The organism is Afipia sp. GAS231, from assembly GCF_900103365.1.
Taxonomy (GTDB): domain Bacteria; phylum Pseudomonadota; class Alphaproteobacteria; order Rhizobiales; family Xanthobacteraceae; genus Bradyrhizobium.
Genome location: NZ_LT629703.1, coordinates 5,859,599 through 5,877,649, shown reverse-complemented (window position 1 = coordinate 5,877,649; position 18,051 = coordinate 5,859,599). Strand labels below are relative to the sequence as shown.

Annotated in this window: 15 protein-coding genes and 1 pseudogene; 3 read left to right on the top strand and 13 right to left on the bottom strand. The window is 60.3% G+C overall.

The window, feature by feature from the left end:
* Positions 1 to 60: 60 nt before the first annotated feature.
* Positions 61 to 1,083: an NADP-dependent oxidoreductase gene (locus BLS26_RS27865; RefSeq protein WP_092515732.1), complete on the bottom strand. Its 1,023-nt coding sequence runs from the start codon at positions 1,081 to 1,083 to the stop codon at positions 61 to 63.
* A 74-nt stretch (positions 1,084 to 1,157) separates the two neighbouring features.
* Here BLS26_RS27865 and BLS26_RS27860 point away from each other — a divergent pair, with 74 nt between their 5' ends.
* Positions 1,158 to 1,583 carry a MerR family transcriptional regulator gene (locus BLS26_RS27860; protein WP_092515731.1) on the top strand — a complete coding sequence of 142 codons (426 nt, stop codon included), beginning with the start codon at positions 1,158 to 1,160 and terminating at the stop codon, positions 1,581 to 1,583.
* A 177-nt stretch (positions 1,584 to 1,760) separates the two neighbouring features.
* Positions 1,761 to 2,627: an SDR family NAD(P)-dependent oxidoreductase gene (locus BLS26_RS27855; RefSeq protein ID WP_092515730.1), complete on the top strand. Its 867-nt coding sequence runs from the start codon at positions 1,761 to 1,763 to the stop codon at positions 2,625 to 2,627.
* Positions 2,628 to 2,810: 183 nt separating this feature from the next.
* On the opposite strand, the gene BLS26_RS27850 is transcribed toward BLS26_RS27855, so the two are convergent.
* The 5 genes from BLS26_RS27850 to BLS26_RS27830 all read right to left on the bottom strand — a co-directional run bounded on the left by BLS26_RS27850 (position 2,811) and on the right by BLS26_RS27830 (position 8,414).
* Positions 2,811 to 3,971: an amidase gene (locus BLS26_RS27850; RefSeq protein WP_244541708.1), complete on the bottom strand. Its 1,161-nt coding sequence runs from the start codon at positions 3,969 to 3,971 to the stop codon at positions 2,811 to 2,813.
* Positions 3,972 to 4,138: 167 nt separating this feature from the next.
* Entirely contained in the window at positions 4,139 to 5,434 is a 1,296-nt protein-coding gene (gene dctA, locus BLS26_RS27845) for a C4-dicarboxylate transporter DctA (RefSeq protein ID WP_092515729.1), read from the bottom strand.
* A 66-nt stretch (positions 5,435 to 5,500) separates the two neighbouring features.
* Positions 5,501 to 6,751 carry an NAD(P)/FAD-dependent oxidoreductase gene (locus BLS26_RS27840; protein WP_092515728.1) on the bottom strand — a complete coding sequence of 417 codons (1,251 nt, stop codon included), beginning with the start codon at positions 6,749 to 6,751 and terminating at the stop codon, positions 5,501 to 5,503.
* The gene (locus tag BLS26_RS27835; protein ID WP_244541707.1) at positions 6,751 to 7,002 is read right to left on the bottom strand and encodes a 2Fe-2S iron-sulfur cluster-binding protein; all 252 of its coding nucleotides are present in this window, start codon (positions 7,000 to 7,002) and stop codon (positions 6,751 to 6,753) included. Before BLS26_RS27835 ends, BLS26_RS27840 begins: the two co-directional genes overlap by 1 nt.
* A 95-nt stretch (positions 7,003 to 7,097) precedes the next feature.
* Positions 7,098 to 8,414: a (Fe-S)-binding protein gene (locus BLS26_RS27830; protein ID WP_092515726.1), complete on the bottom strand. Its 1,317-nt coding sequence runs from the start codon at positions 8,412 to 8,414 to the stop codon at positions 7,098 to 7,100.
* Between the two features lie 103 nt (positions 8,415 to 8,517).
* Between BLS26_RS27830 and BLS26_RS27825 the strand changes: the two genes are divergently transcribed.
* The gene (locus BLS26_RS27825) at positions 8,518 to 9,480 is read left to right on the top strand and encodes a LysR family transcriptional regulator (protein WP_092515725.1); all 963 of its coding nucleotides are present in this window, start codon (positions 8,518 to 8,520) and stop codon (positions 9,478 to 9,480) included.
* Positions 9,481 to 9,864: 384 nt separating this feature from the next.
* Here BLS26_RS27825 and BLS26_RS27820 read toward each other — a convergent pair.
* The 7 genes and pseudogenes from BLS26_RS27820 to BLS26_RS27790 form a co-directional block, all read right to left on the bottom strand.
* Positions 9,865 to 10,065 (bottom strand): annotated as a pseudogene (locus BLS26_RS27820) (SRPBCC domain-containing protein); the annotation flags it as partial.
* Between the two features lie 935 nt (positions 10,066 to 11,000).
* Positions 11,001 to 12,092, bottom strand: coding sequence for a hypothetical protein (locus BLS26_RS27815; RefSeq protein WP_092515724.1), 1,092 nt, complete (start codon positions 12,090 to 12,092; stop codon positions 11,001 to 11,003).
* A gap of 33 nt (positions 12,093 to 12,125) precedes the next feature.
* The gene (locus BLS26_RS27810) at positions 12,126 to 13,703 is read right to left on the bottom strand and encodes a hypothetical protein (protein WP_092515723.1); all 1,578 of its coding nucleotides are present in this window, start codon (positions 13,701 to 13,703) and stop codon (positions 12,126 to 12,128) included.
* 19 nt (positions 13,704 to 13,722) lie between these two features.
* Positions 13,723 to 14,367 carry a hypothetical protein gene (locus BLS26_RS27805; RefSeq protein WP_157676603.1) on the bottom strand — a complete coding sequence of 215 codons (645 nt, stop codon included), beginning with the start codon at positions 14,365 to 14,367 and terminating at the stop codon, positions 13,723 to 13,725.
* A gap of 223 nt (positions 14,368 to 14,590) precedes the next feature.
* The gene (locus BLS26_RS27800) at positions 14,591 to 14,875 is read right to left on the bottom strand and encodes a hypothetical protein (protein ID WP_092515721.1); all 285 of its coding nucleotides are present in this window, start codon (positions 14,873 to 14,875) and stop codon (positions 14,591 to 14,593) included.
* Positions 14,876 to 14,920: 45 nt separating this feature from the next.
* A complete protein-coding gene (locus BLS26_RS27795; protein WP_092515720.1) occupies positions 14,921 to 15,205 on the bottom strand; it encodes a hypothetical protein in 285 nt (94 codons plus the stop codon).
* 101 nt (positions 15,206 to 15,306) lie between these two features.
* Positions 15,307 to 17,754 carry an arylsulfatase gene (locus tag BLS26_RS27790; RefSeq protein WP_092515719.1) on the bottom strand — a complete coding sequence of 816 codons (2,448 nt, stop codon included), beginning with the start codon at positions 17,752 to 17,754 and terminating at the stop codon, positions 15,307 to 15,309.
* Between the last annotated feature and the right edge of the window lie 297 nt (positions 17,755 to 18,051).

Below are 18,051 nucleotides of genomic sequence, written 5' to 3'. Positions count from 1 at the left end.
TCGACGTTGTAGGCGCGCTGACGGGCGTTGATGGTACCGGCGTCCATTCCAAATGGACGTTTACGGTCGAGAGGACGAAATTTGTTGGATGACGACGACCTTCCCTTTAGCGCGACCGGTCTCAACGTAAGCGAGGGCCTCGGCGACTTTGGCGAAGGGATAGGTTTTGTCGATGATGACCCGAAGGTGGCCTTGTTCGATCAGGTCCGCGAGCAGAGCCAGATCGCTCCCGCTCGGATGCATGAACAGGAATCTGTAGCCGACGCCCGCGCGCCGCGCGCGCTGCCTGACGCCGTAGCTGATGGCCCAGAAGGCTACGGCCAGAATCCTGCGACCGCCGAGATCCTTCCGCGCGGTCTGCGGCTCCGGAACGGCGGCGACCGACACGATCCTGGTCCCGGGCTTCATGATCTTGAACATCCGGTCCAAGGTCTCGCCCCCGATCAGGTCAAAGCCCGCGTCAAAATCCTTTCCGAACCTGGAGAGATCGTCGCTTGTGTAGTCGATCACCTCATCAGCCCCGAGCGAGCGCACCAAGGCCTCTCCCCGCTTCGAAGCGGTCGTCGTAACATGGGCGCCCAGCCATTTGGCGATCTGGATCGCGAACGTGCCGACGCCACCGGCACCGCCCGAAATGAAGACCCTCTGCCCCGACTTCACGCCGAGTTCGCCCCTCAAGGCCTGGAGCGCGGTCAGCGCCGCAAGGGGCACGCCCGCCGCTTCCTCGAAATCCATATTTGAGGGCATATGGGCGGCGCAGTCTTCACCGACAGCTGCCTGTTCCGCGAAGGCGCCCAGCCGATCCTTCTCGGTCCGGGCGAACACCCGATCGCCGGCGGAGAACCGTGTGACCTCATCGCCGACAGCGAGCACCTCGCCTGCGAACTCATTGCCGAGCACCTGGGGAAGCTTCAGCCGATAGATGGGCCGCAGCTTTCCTTGCCGAAAACCGATGTCCACCGGATTCAGACCCGCCGCGCGCACGTTGACGAGGATGTCCCGCGGCCGAAGCTTTGGTTCTGGGAACTCCATCAACGCCGAGCCTTCCGGGCCGCCGTATCGCGTGAGGACGTATGCAAGCATTCGTTTTTTGCTCCTGGACTGTCTCGTCGATAACATTCAAGTTAGGTTGAGGGTCAAGCGGCATTGGAGAAATCATGCAAATCGGAATACTGGCCAAGCGCACCGGGCTCACTGCGTCCCGGATTCGCTTCTACGAAGCCCAAGGCCTGATCAGCGTCGGCCGGCGGGCCAACGGCTATCGGATCTATTCGCCCGCTGCGCTCATGGCGCTGAACATCATTACCAGTGCCCAGGATGCCGGCTTCACCCTCGAAGAAATTCGCCGCCTCATGCCCGGTGACCTGTCCGGCGGCTACGATGGGGCTTTGCTCGGCGCCCTGCGGAAGAAGGTCGACGACATCAGCGCGATGGAAAAGCGCCTGGCGCGGGCGCGATTGCAGATCGAGGCCTTGATCGCCGATGTTGAGGACAGGCCTGAGGGGTTGACCTGTGAAGCGAACATCGACCGCGTTCTGAAGCAGTTCAAGGGCCCGCAGCGGACGCACGCCTTGGACAGGTGACGGATTGCGTTCGTCGACCGGCATGGCCGGCGCCACGAATGTCGATCGCACGTTCTCCGATTTGGCCGATTTTCGCCAATACCGCTTGACCCTCAACCACACTTAAAGGTTAGGGCTGTGGCGATCAGTGTTCGCACCGCTGGCTGCGCGGCGGGGCGAACAAGCCAGGGGACGAACATGTCTAAGACAGTTGTGGTGACCGGCGCGTCGACCGGTATCGGCTTTGCGACCAGCGTGGCCCTTGCCAAGGCGGGTTACGACGTCTTCGCCGGGGTGCGCTCAGAGGCCGCGGGCGAGCCGCTGCGCAAGGCCGCGGCCTCGACGCGGGGCAAGATCACCCCCATCATCCTGGAGGTCACCGATGCGGCCTCCGTCGCCGCCGCCGCCGGGCAGGTGAAGACGGCGCTCTGCGGCGAACCGCTGTTCGGCCTGGTCAACAACGCCGGCATCGGCCTCGGCGGACCCTTGCTCTATCAGCCGATCAACGCAATCCAGCAGGTGTTCGATGTCAATGTCATCGGTCTGCTGCGCGTGACCCAGGCCTTCGCCCCGCTGCTGGCGGCGACGCCGACCAGCCGGACGCGGCCCGGCCGGGTGATCAACATGAGCTCGATGGCCGGCAAGCTCGGCGCGCCCTTCGTCGGCGCCTACGTCGGCTCCAAACACGCGGTGGAGGGGCTGTCGGAGTCGCTGCGGCGCGAGCTGATGGTGTTCGGAATCGACGTGATCATCATCGGCCCGGGGGCGGTGGTCACCGCCATCTGGGACAAGGCTGAAGCCACCGATATCGGCTATCTCGCGGGCACCGTCTACGCGGGGCCGGCGAAACGGGTCAACGATTATTTCATCAAGAGCGGCCGTCAAGGACTGAAGCCCGAACGGCTGGGCGCCGTGGTGCTCATGGCGCTGACCGTCGACAAGCCGAAGACCCGCTACGCCGTGGTCAAGAACGCCCTGTTCAACTGGACCCTGCCGCGGCTGCTGCCCAAGCGGGCGGTGGACCGCATCTTCGCCAGGAAGCTGGGTCTGACGTCTCAGCCATAATCGGTATGTATGGCAAGGGGATCCGGACCGAACCATGCACCGGTGCTGCGCCTAACGACATGATCGACCGTGAAACTTAGTCGCCGCTGCATGCCATGAGTTCGATGATGTCGACGTGATCGTTGTCGAATAGCGACCCTACCCCGAGGTCACCGCCCTCCGGGGAGCGTGATCACGTCCACTTCAATCCAATGCTGCGAACTTCGCAGCAATTCGGTGCGCCAGTGCGAGTAGCTGACGGTCAGTACCGGGAGGTGTGATCAACGAAAGTCCATGTGGTGCATGGGACGTGCGCAAGAACGGAAGCGTCACCTGAGGACATCCACCAAGTCCCGCCACACAAAGAAGACGCATCGCATGCCGCCGATAGGCCTCAAGCGTTTCCACGGAAGCGGACCGCAGCGGGGCTGCACCGGGAACGGTGGGAATCACAATCACGTGTGTCCGCCGCCAGGTTCGCTCCAGTTGGCGGCGAATATCGTCGCGCAGAGCCGCTGCGGCCGAGACCTGCTCAGCGGTCACGCTTCGAGCGGCTTTCATCCTCTCCGCAATACCGGGCCCGAGCGCGGGTGTTGCGGCCTCCAGCCAGTCCTTCAGCTGCGCCCAGACCTCCGCCAGTTGCAATGTCCGGAACGTCTCGAACCAGAGGTCGAGCCCCTGTTCGCTCACCTCTCCGTCCTCAAGCCGGATGCTTGGGGACACGAGACCGGCAATCTGAACGCGGTGCGACGGGTCACACGCTTCCGGAATACTCCAGGCCTCGAGATCCCAGTGGATTACCGATGATTCAAGACCGAGTTGGTCCGGCGGCAACAACACGTCTCCCACTCGTTCAAGTATCCCAGGCTTGCGAGCGCACCATCCGACTACGTCGAAGGAGGGCGCAAGTGCGCAGACCCCAGTGGTCGACACTACGCCATGGGTGGGGCGAAAGCCGAACAGACCGCAGAAACTCGCGGGAGCACGGATGGAGCCGGCCGTATCCGTTCCTAGCGCAAAGTCGCAGAGCCCTGCGGCGACAGCCGCTGCCGACCCGCAGGATGAGCCTCCGGTCAGGCGATCGGGCGCAGCGCTATTGAGCGGGGCGCCATAGTGGTGATTTACACCGCTGAGACTGAAGGCCAGCTCGTCCGAGATGGTCTTACCCACCACGTGCGCACCGCGAGAGAGCACACGCTCGACGGCCCAGGCATGCGCTGTTGCCGGCGGATGGGTTCGCGCCCAGACAGGATTGCCGAAGCCCGTTGTCGCTCCCGCAATATCGAAGACGTCTTTGACGCCACAGGTGAAACCATCCAGCGGTCCTGAGCCCGTGGGATCGATATGAAGACGCGCTCCTGGCATGAAAGCGCCGACGGGATCATCCCTACGAGGAAGGGGTGGCGTGATAGGAGACATCATCAATCCTGCAGAAGGCTAACAACTCGATGCGCCGCGCGTTGCGCTTGTTTTGGGCCGATCAGATCCGGAAGCTCCCGGACCTCTGGAAGCGAGAGCTCGGTGACCGGCGCTCACACGTCCGGCGCCAAGGCTTGCATCATGGCCTTGTCGTCCAGTTCTCCTTGCCAACGCGACACGACCAGCGTTGCGAGCGCATTGCCGATGGTATTAGTTACCGCGCGAGCCTCGTTCATGAATCGGTCGACCCCAAGAAGTAGCGCAAGCCCGGCGACAGGAAGCGTGTGAGTCGTGGCCAGCGTGGCTGCAAGGGCGATGAAAGCGGCTCCAGCCACACCGGCGGAACCCTTGGATGTCACAAGCATGACGGCAAGCAGGGCGATCTGATCTGTTAGCGACAGAGTGGTGTTCGTCGCTTGCGATATGAACAACGCCGCGAGGCTCAGATAGATCGCACTTCCGTCCGGGTTGAAGGTTATGCCCGCAGGCATCACCAGCCCGACGATAGGCCTGGGACATCCCGCGCGCTCCAGCTTCTCCATGAGTTGCGGGAGCACGCTCTCAGATGAACAGGTGCCAAGAACGATGGCGATTTCGGCACGGATATAGCGCAGGAATTTCAGCATCGGCACACGGGCAATGCGCGCCACAGCTCCTAGTACAAACACAATGAAGAACGCTGACGTTAGATACATACAGGCCACAAGCAGCGCGAGATTGACAACGGAACTGATCCCGTATTTCCCGATCGTAAAGGCAAGGGCGCCGAACGCGCCAATCGGAGCGAGCCGCATGACGATGCGCATCACGCCGAAAAATCCATGAAGTGCGCTGTCCATCGCATCGACGGCGGACTGAGCGAATTTTCCGCTCAGAGAAAGCCCGACACCAAAGAGGACGGCAAAAATCAGGACTGGTAATATCTCTCCCTTGGACATGGCCCAAAGGATATTTTCCGGCACCAGTGTGAAGATCGTGTCGGCAAGTGTCGTAGAGCTTTTCTGGAATGTAGCGATCGATGCGGTATCAATCTTGGAGACGTCAACATTGAATCCTGCGCCAGGCTGAACGAAATTGCCGACGATTAGCCCAATCGCCAGAGCCATCGTCGAGATTACCTCGAAATAAAGAATCGTCTTAATTCCAACCGCACCGAGCCTTTTGATGTCGGTCATTCGGGCAACACCGACCGTGATGGTCAGAAAAATGATCGGGATAAGCACCATCTTGACGCAGCGAATGAAGAAATCGCCGAATATCTTCATCTCCGTACCTAGCGCTGGGAGATACCATCCTAGCGCTACGCCAAATATCGCAGCGATGACGACCTGGAAATAGATTGAACTCCAGACGCGTGGCGGACTCTTCTTTGGCGCTATGACCAGACCTTCGCTCAGAGAGATCGACATCTATTGTTCCTTAGTTATCTGGAAGACTTGGAGGCCTCGTTCGACCTTTCGGACCTTTCGGCAATTTCAGTTTTTTGCGGCCTGTGAAGGCGCACGGAGAAGAGAGGCCAGGTCGAACTTGGGATCTTCGGCCTGTTGCGGCCGGATCGGGACACTTGCGCCCAAGAGACGCCGGGCGATCACGTGCTCTGCTGGAGAATTCAATGTTTCGACGCTGGCGAGCAGGTCATTCTGAAAGGAAAATATCGAGAAGGATCGGTCATTTTTGGAGCGCCGCACCACCCGGTCGGCGCATTGCGGGACAAGCCCAACGATCTGCAGCTTGTCATCTGCCTGATCGCTCCAGAACCAGGGGACGGCGAAATATGAAGTCCGCACACCGGCAAGGCGTTTGGCGACGTGCCTGGCCTGATCGGCCGAATTCTGAACAGAGGTGAGCACGATAGCGCGGGAGCCTTCGCAAGGTGCAAATTGCGCGCAATCTCCGATCGCACTAATTCGCGGATCCGACGTCAGAAGATCGCGGTCGACGATGATTCCGATGCCCGTCCGAAGGTCGGCTTGCTTCGCAAGCTCGAGTCTCGGCGTGACGCCGACGGCTTCGACCACGAGGTCAGCATCGATCTGCACGCCGTTGGATAGGGTCAGAACACAGCCCAGCGAGCTATGGCGCCGGATGTCGGTTACGCCCACATCGAGGATGATCTTTGCGCCGCGTAAGCGGTGCCGATCGCCAAGATAACGGGATACGTCGCGCGACGTCGCCCGTTCCAGCACTCTCGCAGCCCGATCAACGATCACCACCTGTTTACCAAGAGCCACCACGGCTGCCGCGAGCTCCATTCCGATGAAGCCTGCACCGATGATAGCTACGCGGCGGGCGTGCGGCAGCGCGCCGCGCAGGCGCTCGGCCGATTGCAGATCATTGAGATTGGCAAGGTTTAAGCCTTCCGCCACAGCGAGCCGGTTGGGCTGTGCACCAAGGGCGAGTACAACATGATCGCACCGTATCTCGTCGCCTCGGTCCAAAAGCAACGCCAGTCGCGTTTGATCTATTTCTCTTACCCTGGCGCGAACGACATCGATCTTGGCGCTAACAAATGCATCCGGCGAACGCAGAGGCGTACTCAAGCCGCGCTGCAAGAAGGATTTGGACAGAGGTGGACGCTGGTAGGGCAAGGCATCCTCGCCATTGATCAGCGTGATCGACCCGTCGAAGCCGTGAAGGCGAAGAGCAAATGCTGCCTCGGTACCGGCATGGCCAGCACCGATAATGGCGATACTCCCCAACGTTCCCGGATTTATGCCCATTTGCATTAGAACTGCGTTGCCGGGATTTCGACGAACAACCCGGACAGGTCGGGCGTGATAGCAATCTGGCAGGCGAGCCGGCTGTCGGACCTGCGCTCCGCCGCCACCACCTCGAGCATGCTGCTCTCCGCTTCCGAGGGGGCCGGCAGGACCGCGCTGGCAGGCGCCGTGAGGTAAACATGGCAGGTGCCACAGGAAAGGGCACCGCCACACTCGGCCTCAATGCCGTGGATCGCATGATTGCGTGCAACGGCCATGAGGCTCTCGCCGATCCCGGCCTCGCATTCGCGATCGGTTCCCTGCGGAGTCCTGAAAACAATCCGTGTCATAATTGGCCTGTGCTGTTTGGGTGTTAGGCAATTTCCTGGATCGCCCCTTGGAGCACCTTTGCCCCGAGCAGGTCGGCAATGAGGGCGTCCCGGGCTTCATCGGCAGTGAGGCCGTGTTCGGCCAACAGTGACGCACTGTTCTGCAGCGCCTCGTCTACGGACGCTGCGAGCGCCAGCTTCTTGTAGGTATCTTCCACGCGGATGCCGATGCTTTCTCCGATGATCTCGACCACATTGACAATTTCGAAGGAAACGTCGTTCTCGAACTTGCAGAGCTCCCGATGGCATCCGTGAAAAATGGTTGCGAGAGTGGTGATGCCCGCGCGCGCCGCCGCCTCGAATTCCTCCGCACGCAGGCTTTCCTTGAACTTCGGAGTGACGTTCAGATAGGTGGACATCAGTCCAGCCCGCGGCACGTCGAGGTGCACGAGCTCGATGCCTGGAATCTCGCTCAGCAACCGCTCGACCGCGCGCAAGACATCGGGTGTTCCGGGTCGCTCGTTGATGGCGACCCGTTTGCGGATGTCGTGCTTGAAGAGTGGCCTCAGCTTGTCGAGATTGCGCTCGAGAAAGACAAAGAACGGCGTCAGGCCGGCATCATCGCGCCCCGTCATGAGCCGGTGTGCGGGCAGGATGACCTCCTCAAACTGCAACTGGCAGCTCGGGCACCACGACAGGTTGGTGGTGGCCTGCTTGGCCTCGATCTGGCTCAGCGCGGCCAGGCCGGCCCGCCCGGCGGTTTCGCCGTCACCCGCCCGAAATTGGTTGATGCCACAGCAGGCGCTCGAACCGCCGAGGATCTCGCAGGACAAGCCCATCGCCTGCAGGATCTCGACACACAGCAGGACAATGTGCGGCGTCTTTCCCACGTTGCAACCAATGTAGAAGGCGATGTCGGGCTTACATTCCTCCGTGGCGGGCTTGAGTGTCGGCTGCAGCCGCGCCACTGTGTTCTGATCCACTTGAAGCCTGGACACCATCCGCAGCGACTTTGCGACGGCGCGGAAGGAAGAAGCTCCGTTCTTGCGGACAGCGTCGCCGTCACGGCGACGGACATTCGCGTAATTTGCCATCTTCACAAGAAAGAGCGGGTCCACCCCGTAGTCACAGGCGTCGCGGCAGAGGCCGCTGCTTGAGCATGCGCTGGCCCAGCGTTGCGCAGCTTCGTTGCCATTGCCGCCGCGTATCAAATCGACAATGCCACCGAGCACCTCCTTCGGGTCGGCCTCGGAGAGGCCGATTGGCCCCTTCATTGGGCAGACCTCGAAACACTTGCCACAGCCGACGCACGCGGAGGCCACGTCTTGCATGCGCGTGTTGATTGCCTCGGTGAAATCCATTCGTCTGTTGCTCCCTCAGGCTACCGACCCTAGCCTCCAGCATTGAGTGGAGAGGCGTGTCTCCGGAATTGCCAAAGCTCGAATGGAGATATAAGAAAACGTTATGTCTACGCGAGACGATGCATTGCGGATGCGGCTCGGGCGTTCCCTGAAGCTTCGTGATCTTCACACCCTGACGGTCGTAGCCGAGCTCGGCAGCATGGCCAAAGCGGCGGCGTTTCTGTCGATCACCCAGCCTGCCGTTTCGCAGGCGATCGCCGACCTAGAGCGTTTCGCGGGCATACGTCTGCTCGACCGAGGCCCGCGCGGCGTGGTGCTCACCGTGGCCGGAGAAGCAATGGTCGCCCGCGGGCGTCAGGCGCTTGATACGCTCGACCTCGGCATGCGCGACATCGCGTTCCTGACGGACGGCGGCCGCGGAATCGTGCGCGTCGGTGCCGACATGGCATTCATCGCCGGAGGCCTGATGGCCGACATTATTGCAGATTTGCGCGGCCGCTATCCCGGAATATCCGTGCATGTCTTCGAGACCAGCATGCGCGTTTCAGGGACTGAATACCGCGAACTCATGGAACGCGGCATAGACGTTCTGCTGGGGCGGCGCTCACGCGAGGACATAGATAGCGAATTACTCATCGAGCACTTGATGGAGGAGGAGCTCAAGGTCGTCGTGAGCTCAACTCATCCTTTGGCAATGCGAGACGGGGTCGACTGGACGGACTTGACGGGAGAGTCCTGGATCCTGGCGGCCACCGACAGCATTGCCCGCACCATCCTGGAGGACGAATTCAGGCAGCGTGGCCTGACGGTGCCGGATGCGGCGATAGCGACCTATTCCATGCAACTGCGCCTGCAACTCCTCGGAACCGGAGGGTACGTCACAGTTATGACGGAATACTCTTATCGCCACGGCGCCGATCGTTGGGGGTTACACGCGCTACCGCTCGAATGTTCACAGCGCCTTCCGGTGGTAATCCAAAGACTCAGGCACAGGTTGCCGACGCCAGTGGTCGAGAGGTTCCTGCGGTCGGCACGCACGGTCATCCTAGGATCGTCGCGAGGTTGATGAGGAAACCGCGTGAACCTCCAGGATCGTAGCTTCGGTTATGCTTCACATCGATGTCATGTAATCTGCAATTCGACCACAGAAGCATCGTCCCCTCCGGACCCGAAACTGTAATTCCAGCGGGCCTCGCCGTTGGGATTCGTCGATCAGGCTTTATGGAATCTCCTTCACCATCGCGCGGACAATAAACTCTTTAGCTAGCTCGCCATCACTGGTGACGTCAGCCTCGCACCGCATCGCGTGGGGTTTCCGCTCAGCTCAAAAAAAAGCTGCTCCTAACAGCAGCTTAGTCAGGGAGAACTCTGCTGTCGGTCTCTTAGGCACTGCACGTTGAGCCCTCACGCAGATGAGGGCTCTCAATCGCCGCCACAAAAATCCCGCTAGCTAAAGGGCGTTTGCGAAATTGGCGAAGAACTCGTCGGCCAATTTCTTGGCCGTGCCATTGATCAGCCGTTGGCCGAGCTGCGCCAGTTTGCCGCCGATTTGCGCCTCGACCTGATAGCTCAGGAGGGTACCGCCATCCCTTTCGGCCAGGTCAACTTTTGCCCCGCCCTTCGCGAAGCCCGCGGCGCCGCCCTCGCCTTGGCACCGTTGCGCGCAGCGGCCACCAGCTACTCCACCGCCGCACGCGAGCACACGCGCGAGGATGGGTGCGTTGCGCGTATCGAGCCTCATTCATCATGGAAGACTTCAAACACGGGACCACCATTCAGTGACGGATCGTACCCCTTGTCTTTAGACGGGAAGAGCTTCCGGCAGGGCATGCCGAAAGTTCTCTTGGAGGTTTGTATGATAGTTGGAACCCCTCCCCTTGCTGTTGACCCTAGAAGTCGATGTTGGTCGGCTCGTCGTCAACCTGCAACTTGTTTGGGACGAGGGTCCAACACGGTCCAGCGCCTTGAGTTGCCGGTTAAAGATCGAGTGCGCCACGAGATTTATGCGACCCTCCTCGTGCGGCAGTCCAAGCGCGATTCCGAACATCGAGACCCGGAGATTGAGCCAAAACTGAGTGCCAAGGGTGGGCGGCAGTACTGATCAAACCCGTCTCCGCCGATAGTCTCCGTTAAACGGGAATATTCGCGGAAACCGCCGGAGACTTTCCGGGATTTCCGCCTCAACCTTGGCAAATCCGGTGTCTGGAGACCGGAGCCAACGCGCGAAAAGCCGGGATTTCCGGCCCATTCCGCGGTCTCTTGGGAAGCCTGGCAGAACGCAGGACTGCGTGGCTGGCGACGCAGTGGAGATCGCGCCGGTCTCCAGTCGAATTCCCTGCCAACAGGGAATTTTACAGGGAAAAACGCGATTTCGGGATTCCTCAGACCAATCCTATGCCAAGAAGCGGCTGTGCCGCATCAGTTTTCGCGCAATTCCTACGCAAATTAACAGGGAAACTATTTCGAATAACAGGGAATTTCTCGGCAGGAACAGGGAATGTGATCGACCAAGTCGCCAACGAATATTTGAGCACATTACGGATCACAGCTTCGCTTTTCGCACGGCGGCGCGGTCCGGGCTTCCCTTCAACGGACCGCGGAGCATTGTCCGCCCGCATGCGCTCGCGCCTTCCTGCTGGCAACCTCTGCCGGCCAGCGGGCGCGGTTGATGCTTCCTACAGGTGTGCTGTCAGGCGTCGCGTTTCCTGTGACGTCGAAATATACCGCTTCGCCTTCTTCTGGCGAAAGCTGCGAACTAGGCAACAGGGTAAGCCGCGCGACCGTGTGGAACGGCGCTTCGGCTGCGTTCCACTCGACGCTCGCGTTTTCGATCCAGAAGTCGGCTTCGCAATGCTTGCCCCAGTACGTCATCCTTTCGACGTCGAGAAACTGAACCGCAAAATCGAACCCGCTCATCTTGCCGTCCTCCTTCAGGTGCCGGGCTAGCTCGTCCTGCAGTCCTTTCGGGTTACCCTTTTGCAGCGGCCGCGCTGGATTATCCAGCAACGGTATGGCCGAAAACTTCACGACGTCGGTCGGCCCGTGACGAAACGGAACGGTGCTCCAATAGCGCAATTGTTGATAAGGCTTGATGGCCTGGCGGGCTTGTATTTCCGCCAAAGCGAGCGTCCTCACCACCCTCAGCTTGTCCCGAAACGGCAGCGACCACAGAGCACGGACTGGATTTGATGCCGTCATCACGCTGATGGTCGCCAGAAAGGCAGGCGAGTCGTTGATGGGCAGGGTCGTTGCGTTTTGCATCGAGAAATCCTGCCGACTAGGCTTTGCGTCAGGACCTTCGGTATCTTCCCGAGCGAGGCCGACCGAGAAAGACAACGACCTTACGTCGGGCTTGAAATCCGAGTTTACACTGGCGTCCGCATTGGCAAATCGTACCACCGCGGGATAGGCGTCAGGCTTTGCGAAAAGCCCCTGGGCAAGTCGTCTCGCCAGCGCGGGCTCGCGTCCGATGATTAGGTCAAACACTTCGAATTGCGCTCGGGCGCAGACACCCTTGGCGTGGGTTCCACGACACAGCGATCTCTGCTGTTTCGCGGCGGCATTCGCCTGCATCAGAAGCGATTTCTCGACGATCGCCTCGATGTCGGCCTTTTCCCGTGCCGGGTCCCGGTCTGCATCGCTCTCGGTCACGCCGAACCACCTGGTCAGGAACACCATTGGAAGTCTCCCACGAGATGCCGGTTCAAGGCCTCATCCCAACCCCGCGATAAACTTGATCGCGGTGACGCTTGGCAAAAAGCAGTACGCAGATGCTCGGGTCGTAACGAAACTCGAGAATCCCGTAAGTTTGGTCGGAGCGGCGCCGGCCGCCTGCGGAATCACGAAAATGCTCTCTGCCGGATCCTGCGTCCCGATCATCGGGTCCTTCGACTTGGGATTAAGCCGCACCGATCCGGCAAACTCACTGTCGTTGACCCAGTGTCCGAGCACGAACTCGTACTGGTTCTCGATGCTGGAGTTGATGAAATAGCCAAGCAGGCCGCGCTCGATGCCGTCGTAGGGCTGCGAAGGATCATAGACCGGCCCATATGGCAGGCCGCGGCGGATCAACCGGTGGGTATTGTTGCTGCCGCCGGGTTGTCCCTGGCCCGTGACGGGCTGGCCTCTCGGATTGATGCGGCGCATGTGCGCGCCGACGGGACAGCGCAGCCCCCTGGGATCACCCGACCCATCGGCGTTCACGTATTCGAAGTTGTTCAACTGCTCCGGTTGAATGCCGCCCGAGGGACTGTCCGTTTCCGGCGATAGCACAAGAGGAACGCCATTGCGCCAGCGCCCGCAGATCTTGGCGGCGAGTAGCTCGGGGTCGATCTTGTCCTTGTTCGATTGAAGATAGTTCTCGAATTTAACGACGTCCGTCTCGATCATCTTGAAGACGGCAAAGCTGCCGTTTAATCCGAGTTCACGGGGTTCCGGTACAAAATAATTCTCGGCTTCGTCCCGCAGCACGAACAGCCACGGTTCGCAAGGCTGCTGATGATCCGGCGGGTATCGTTCCGGACCGCCGCGAATGGTGGTCATGCTGATGCCGTCGGTGTAACCGAAGTGAACCTTGAAGGTAGGGACGGGCTCGCCGTCCCTCATTTCCATCAACGCCATGCCGTCGCCGCGCCAGATCTCCCGAAAGGCGCCGCCTTCGGCAAACAGAGCAACCAACCGATCGCTGTAACTTGTCATCGCCTGCGGACTCATGGCGTGCAGCGTCACGAGAACGTGGTCGCTGCCCTTGCCGAATCCGCCGATCCAGTGCTGCGGGGCGCTCTCGCCGGTATCGCCCACCAGTTTCGCACGCTCGGCGGCGCCGGCGACGAATGCACCGAACGATTTGAACGAGAGGCTCGGGACGCGCTGCTTGATTTCCAGCGCGATAAGCCCAGGCCAGGTAATGCCGAGGTTCAGGCAATAGTCGGGCTTGCGGCGCGGGGCGTCAGCGGGATTGTCTCCAGGTCCCGGCTCGAACCCCACGTGCCAATCTTCCGCGGTGGTGATCTGGGGCACGTCGGATTCGTTTCCATTGACGAATCGCCCGAGCAACTTGCGGGCCGCCGCGGGATCGCCGACCGAAAGCAGGAAATGCCGCACCATCGGCATCCTGTAGCCCCGCAGGATAAAGCCCTGAATATCGCCGAGGTCGAGTGGGTTCCCTGAACCGTCTCCGGAGCGGGGCTCGCGTTCAGTAACCTCGTGCTTCACGCGCCCGAACAGACCGCGGAAGAAGCTTCCGCCTTCTTTTGCAGCAGACGCCTGCGCCTCGTTGTCCCGGCTCATCTGGTGCCGCCTTTCACCATCACGCCGAGACGGACTGCGGCTTGGCGTCGGCGATCAGGGCATGGATGTCCTGGACTGATAGACCGGGATACGCCTGATAGAAACCGATCGGCGCGCGGTTTGCGCCCGCCGCAAAGTCGATGAATTCCTGCAAGTGCTTTCGGCAAGGCGACGGCGGCGGGTTCTTCGTGAACTTGAATATAAGATCGAATACCTCGCCGATGTTTTTGGTGAAATCGGCAATGTATTTGTCGAACGAACCGTCATAGACCGTAAAGAACCCGATCTGGTTGTCTTCGAGTGGAACGAACTGGGCGAAATGCGGCGTGCCGACCTTGTCCAGGTCTTTCGTCGTGCCGCTGCCGCGAATGCGCAGGAGCAGTTTAACCTCGATAAAAGCAAGCTTCGATTTGATAGGCAGGATCACCAGGAAGGGATTTAATTCACCGCGACCGCTGACGTCCGCGGCGGACGCCAGCGCCTTGATCTCCCGGGCCGTCACAGAAGGGTACGCAGTGTAGAGATTGATGGCATCGACGAGATGCGAGGCTGTCCATTCGACGAAGGCATTGACATTGTCGGCGACCGCGGTGGGCGGTGGATTTTCGATGTGCTGGAAAATGGCGTCGAATACCGGCCCCGCCTGCCTGGCGAGATCGGCCATGAGCTGACCGAATTCGCCGTCGAAGTCGCCAAGAAACAGCATGGTCTTTTCGCTCAGCACGGTAAAGCGTGAGTAATGAATCGTGCCGATCGCGTCGCTCGCCCGAAATAGCCCCGGCATCAAGGGTGAAAGTTGTTGCGCGAGCAACTTCGCATGTACCGGCGACTTCAAGGGAAAGCTGAGGGTGAAGTGGTTCTGGCTCATGACGAAACTCCCCTCCTGCTCACGGGATCATGCCGCATTCGTACATCTTGTTCAGAACAGGAGCGGCGATCTTGTTGATGAAGAAGATTCGCGCCTGCGAATCGTTGCGGAGAAATTGGACGGCTTCCTTCTCCTTGTCCGTTGGCGGCTCTTTCCGTTGCGCCTTCAATTCATCGCAGGTTGCCGTCTGGTACTTCTTGATCACCTTGTCGGCTGCGAAGTCCAGCAGCATGCCCTGAGCCGACGCTACGCGTGCGACGATCAAGGCTGAAATCAGCACGGCTGCACCGATTGATTTGTTCACGTCGAGCCTCCTGTCACGTTAAGCGGGGGCAGATCTGCATGAGGATCATGGAATGATCTCGCATTCGAACATCTTGTTCAGGACCGGCGCCGCGATCTTGTCGATGAAGGCGACACGCGCCTTCGGATCGTCGCGCAGCAAATCCAGCCCTATCTTTTCTTTCTCCGATGGCGGCTCGCTCTTCTGCGCCTTGAGTTGATCGCAGCTGGCGGCTTCAAACTTCTTGATCACCTTGTCCGCCGCGGCGTCCACGAGCACGCCTTGCGCAGCCACCGCACCTGCAACGATCAAGGTCGAGACAAACACTATGGCACCAATTGAACTGTTCATGTCGCGCTCCTCATGATGCTGAATGGTTCAGGCGTCCTGAAAGTAGCCGATGCATTCCCGGTCACGCCGCATTCCGGCGTCACCGGCTTATCGAGCCGCCTCTAGTCGTGCGCTCGCGCGGTCGCTTCCCGCACCTTCATCTCGTCCGCAGTCGTGAGCTGTGTCGGCCCAAGGTTGAACGTCACGTTGTCGATCTTGCCGTTGAAGCGGAACGGCACCTGATAGTCGAGGTCGTTCACCCCGGTGCGGGTATCCATCCCGACGTCGAAGGTCTCGTCCGCCGGCAGCAAGAACGGGATCGTCTTCGGGACTTGCAGCGTACGAACCTCGTTGCCATCGACCTTCAGCACGCCGGTGCCGCCCTTGGCGATCCCGGGGCCGTCATATTTGAAGTCGAATACGATCGTGTGCTTGCCCGCGGCGAGTGGCTGATCGCCTGCCCAGCGGGCCTGCAGGAGCAGGAGCATGTTATAATTGAACACCGGCACTCCCTTGAGCAGGTACAGCCCATAACCGCCCCAGCGTCCGCCCTCGGTGACGATCATGCCGTCGCCGCTTTCCGGGACCTCGACCTCGGCGGTGATCGTGAAAGACCGGTTCAGGATATGCGGTGCGTTTCCGTCGGGAATTCCGGGCATCTCACCGGAATAGGTGAAGACGGTCTGCCCCGCAGTGGCACTCGGCCGCGGCGCGATCGCTCGCGCGAACTGCGCGTTGTCCAGCGGAAGCACGTTGTATTTGGCCGCCTCCTGCAGGAACAGCCCCTGCATTTGCTTCAGCTTGTCAGGCATTTTCGCCGCAAGATCGTTGGCCTGGGAATAATCGGCGGTCAGGTTGTACAACTCCCATTTGTAATCGTTGATGGGGGGCAACGGCGCGTTCAGGATCCACGGCCCATGCGGCGGTGTCGTGTTGGCATACCAACCCTCGCTATAAATCCCGCGGTTGGCGGCCATCTCGAAGTACTGGGTCTTGCGCGTCGAGGGCACCGTGGCGTTCGCCTTGTCGAAGGTATAGGCCATGCTCACGCCTTCGATCGGGCTTTGCTTGATGCCGTTGACTGTCTGCGGCGCCTTGATACCCGTGGCTTCGAGGATCGTCGGCGCGATGTCGATCATGTGGTGGAACTGGGTGCGGATACCACCGACGTCCTTGATGCGGGCAGGCCACGAGATCGCCAGGCCCTGTCGTGTGCCGCCAAAGTGCGACGCCACCTGCTTGGTCCATTTGAACGGCGTGTCGAATGCCCACGACCACGCCACCGCCATGTGCGGATAGGTCGCTGCCGAACCCCAGACGTCATAATATTTGAGCTGCTCTTCGACCGGAATCTTCAGAATTCCGTTGTACGCGGTGTACTGGTTGGGCGTGCCGAGCAGCGTGCCCTCGGGGCTGGTACCATTGTCGCCGTCGATGTAGATGATCAGCGTGTTGTCGAGCTTGCCCATATCCTCGACCGCCTGGATGACGCGGCCGATCTCGTAGTCCGTATAGGCCGTGTAGCCCGCGTAAACCTCCGCCTGCCGCGCAAACAGCTTCTTTTCATCAGCCGAGAGCGTCTCCCATTTCGGCAGGTCATCCGGCCACGCAGTCAGCTCCGTATTCGCGGGAATGACGCCCAGCCGCTTCTGATTGGCGAAAATCTGCTCGCGCATGGCATTCCAACCCATGTCGAACTTTCCCTTGAACTTGTCGATCCATTCCTTCTTCGGCTGGTGCGGCGAGTGGCTGCCGCCGGGAACGTAGTAGACGAAGAACGGCTGCTCCGGCGATGCAGCGTTGAGCTGCTTCATTCGCGTGATCGCCTCATCGGCCATGTCCGTGATGAGGTTGTAATCGGACTTGCCAATCCACGGGAAAATCTGGGTGTGGTCGCGGAAGAGATAAGGCGTCCACTGGTCGGTCTCGCCGCCCATGAAGCCATAGAAATACTCAAAGCCCATTCCCGACGGCCATTGGTCGAAGGGGCCGGCTACGCTGTACTGGAAGCCCGGCGTGTTGTGGTTCTTGCCGAACCACGACGTCGCGTAGCCGTTGCCCTTGAGGATCGTGCCGATGGTTGCCTTGTCGGGAGTGATGATCGAGTCGTAGCCCGGGAATCCCGTCGACAGCTCCGCGATCACGCCGAAACCTGCCGAGTGATGGTTGCGCCCGGTGATCAGCGCCGCGCGGGTCGGCGAGCACAGCGCGGTGGAGCAGAACTGCGTATAACGTAACCCCGCCTTCGCGATGCGATCCAGCGCCGGCGTCGGAATAACACCCCCGAACGTACCGCTGACGCCATAACCCTGGTCGTCGGTCATGATCAGCAGCACGTTGGGCGCGCCCTTGGGCGGCACCACGCGCGGCGGCCACCACGACTTGGAATCCTTGGCAGTCTCCTTGATCACTCCGCCAAATTTCGGAGGTGGCGGCGGCAGTTGTTTGCCGTCGATTGTCGTCGTCGCGCTGGGCGAACCGGGCACGCCGTTGATCTGCTGGGCCATCACTCCGGGCAAATAACTTGTTCCGAGAAGAAAGCCCAATGAAAGGGCCGTCGTGATCTTCATGGCAACGTCTCCCTGATGACGGATCATTTGCAACCACTCGGTGAGCGACGAGGTAGCGACACAATTCTTGAAGCAGCCGCAGCTGACTATGCAAAAACGGGCAGTTCTTCAGTCTTGCGACAAATCTCGACCGAGCTTGGGTTTGTCGCCTCCTTGGTAGGAGCAATGCGATGAAGCTTGGCTGGTTGATTGCGTCCCTGTGTCCTTCGCGCGTGAGACGATCTCTCCTTCATCGTCACCAGACGCACACTCACAGCGGACGGCCCACACGAAGGCCGTCCGCCATGACGATCAGGA

Coding starts and splice junctions, on each gene's coding strand:
- BLS26_RS27810 (WP_092515723.1), bottom strand. CDS start 13,703: ATGAGCCGGGACAACGAGGCGCAGGCGTCTGCTGCAAAAGAAGGCGGA.
- BLS26_RS27805 (WP_157676603.1), bottom strand. CDS start 14,367: ATGGCCGATCTCGCCAGGCAGGCGGGGCCGGTATTCGACGCCATTTTC.
- BLS26_RS27855 (WP_092515730.1), top strand. CDS start 1,761: ATGTCTAAGACAGTTGTGGTGACCGGCGCGTCGACCGGTATCGGCTTT.
- BLS26_RS27835 (WP_244541707.1), bottom strand. CDS start 7,002: ATGGCCGTTGCACGCAATCATGCGATCCACGGCATTGAGGCCGAGTGT.
- BLS26_RS27840 (WP_092515728.1), bottom strand. CDS start 6,751: ATGCAAATGGGCATAAATCCGGGAACGTTGGGGAGTATCGCCATTATC.
- dctA (WP_092515729.1), bottom strand. CDS start 5,434: ATGTCGATCTCTCTGAGCGAAGGTCTGGTCATAGCGCCAAAGAAGAGT.
- BLS26_RS27860 (WP_092515731.1), top strand. CDS start 1,158: ATGCAAATCGGAATACTGGCCAAGCGCACCGGGCTCACTGCGTCCCGG.
- BLS26_RS27865 (WP_092515732.1), bottom strand. CDS start 1,083: ATGCTTGCATACGTCCTCACGCGATACGGCGGCCCGGAAGGCTCGGCG.
- BLS26_RS27830 (WP_092515726.1), bottom strand. CDS start 8,414: ATGGATTTCACCGAGGCAATCAACACGCGCATGCAAGACGTGGCCTCC.
- BLS26_RS27825 (WP_092515725.1), top strand. CDS start 8,518: ATGTCTACGCGAGACGATGCATTGCGGATGCGGCTCGGGCGTTCCCTG.
- BLS26_RS27815 (WP_092515724.1), bottom strand. CDS start 12,092: ATGGTGTTCCTGACCAGGTGGTTCGGCGTGACCGAGAGCGATGCAGAC.
- BLS26_RS27795 (WP_092515720.1), bottom strand. CDS start 15,205: ATGAACAGTTCAATTGGTGCCATAGTGTTTGTCTCGACCTTGATCGTT.
- BLS26_RS27790 (WP_092515719.1), bottom strand. CDS start 17,754: ATGAAGATCACGACGGCCCTTTCATTGGGCTTTCTTCTCGGAACAAGT.
- BLS26_RS27850 (WP_244541708.1), bottom strand. CDS start 3,971: ATGCCAGGAGCGCGTCTTCATATCGATCCCACGGGCTCAGGACCGCTG.